This window comes from Endozoicomonas sp. SESOKO4 (genome assembly GCF_024606275.1).
Genome location: NZ_JAHHPS010000615.1, coordinates 1 through 1,577, shown reverse-complemented (window position 1 = coordinate 1,577; position 1,577 = coordinate 1). Strand labels below are relative to the sequence as shown.

The 1,577-nt window shown below is 36.7% G+C and carries 2 protein-coding genes; both read right to left on the bottom strand.

What is annotated here, in order from left to right:
- Window positions 1–30: 30 nt before the first annotated feature.
- Window positions 31–222: a hypothetical protein gene (locus KDK16_RS11975; protein WP_257276298.1), complete on the bottom strand. Its 192-nt coding sequence runs from the start codon at window positions 220–222 to the stop codon at window positions 31–33.
- 165 nt (window positions 223–387) lie between these two features.
- Window positions 388–1,577, bottom strand: a 1,190-nt coding sequence (locus tag KDK16_RS11970; protein ID WP_257276297.1) for a hypothetical protein, incomplete at its 5' end; no start/stop codon positions are given.

The window sequence follows — 1,577 nt, the reverse complement described above, 5'->3', positions numbered from 1 at the left end:
ATGAATCATGGAATGAGTTCACCCGTGAACTTAAAATGCACAATAGTTTGCACCATTATTTAGCAGAAAAATAAGCATTTCCAGTGATCCAAAGCAAAGTGCATCGGGCAATGCATCCTGATCATATTCAAGTTGATAACCTTGGCCCATTAATTCTTTTACTTTGTTAAAATTATTTTCCCTAATGGCTTCCGTAAAATCTCCTGCCAGAGAGCATTTCATGAAAAAAACAGCGTGAAGTAAAGTGCTCTCATTCTATAACGTCTATTTACAATGCAGAGTATGGACTTTAGTAGAATTGTGATTCTTGGCAAATTAAAGTGACGGTGGTTTTGTATTTGCTATTGGTTGGAGAATCCCCCGTATCGGCCAAGCAACAATTGATCGTTATTGATTAGTGCAGCCTGCCAAAACTGATTGAGAATCATGGGGAGGGTGACTGTTTTCCAGAATGTTTATAGATAATTTGCACAGCCCTTTTATAAGAGCCTGCAAGGGAAAACCATACATATGTGCAAGTCCAAAATTATATTTTCTACCATCAGCCGTTTTATGAGAAAGTGAATGATTATGGATTTCGTTTGAAGTTTTCATTATCTCTGGATCTGGTCTTTTATTCTGATTGATATGTAAGAAATAGTTCTGGTATTTGTGATCATGTCTAGAAATAAAAAAATCCTCTGTCATTTCATACGGCTGCATAGCTGACCAATAGACTATTTCTAATGAGGTTCTATGTAGCCATTTTTCGAACTCTGTATTATCCAACTCAAGAGCTTGCTGTAAGCTTATTGTATCGGTTGCATAATATCCCCGGATAAAATGCTCAAGAATATCTCCGATGAATCTTTGTACATCTTCGACAGCTTTAGGATTTTGGTAATGAAACTCATGGGATAAACGTTTTCCACGAGCATAAACAATAACAATGGCAACGATATTATCCATAAGCGCATTAAAAAAAGCTAACAGGTTTCCGACTTTTGGAAAAAATTTAACATTTAAAGCATTTTCAGGGGGCAGGCTGTGCAATGTAGTTTCAAATATTTGGCTGTCACCAAGATCTCTCAAACCGGACCAGGATAAATCTGAGCGCTCAGTGTCTTCTACCCAGTTACAAATTGATCCGGGAAAAGCTTCATTATTGCAAAAATGATAAGAACTCAGTTGCCCTAAAGTCATCCATTTTGACAGACCTGACCATGCAACACATAAATCTTTTGTATGCTGCGATTTAATAAGGCTATCGAATGACAGTCCATATCTTGCATACTTCCCGATATCAATAGCTGCTTTTTTTAACCCTTCTTCGGACCTGTAATGAGGGTTTTTGGAATTTGATGGGTCTAATTGGCATGCATAATTAACATAATCTTTTGAAGCTGAGAAACAATAACCGTGTATGTGACCTTCAAATATTTCGAGCTCATCTTCCAATCTTTTATTAATGATATCCGCAGAAATAGAAAATAAACCTTTACTTAAAGGTATTTCGCTGGCGAAATCCTGATCTGAAAATAAGTGGTGCAAACTATTGTGCATTTTAAGTTCACGGGTGAACTCATTCCATGATTCAT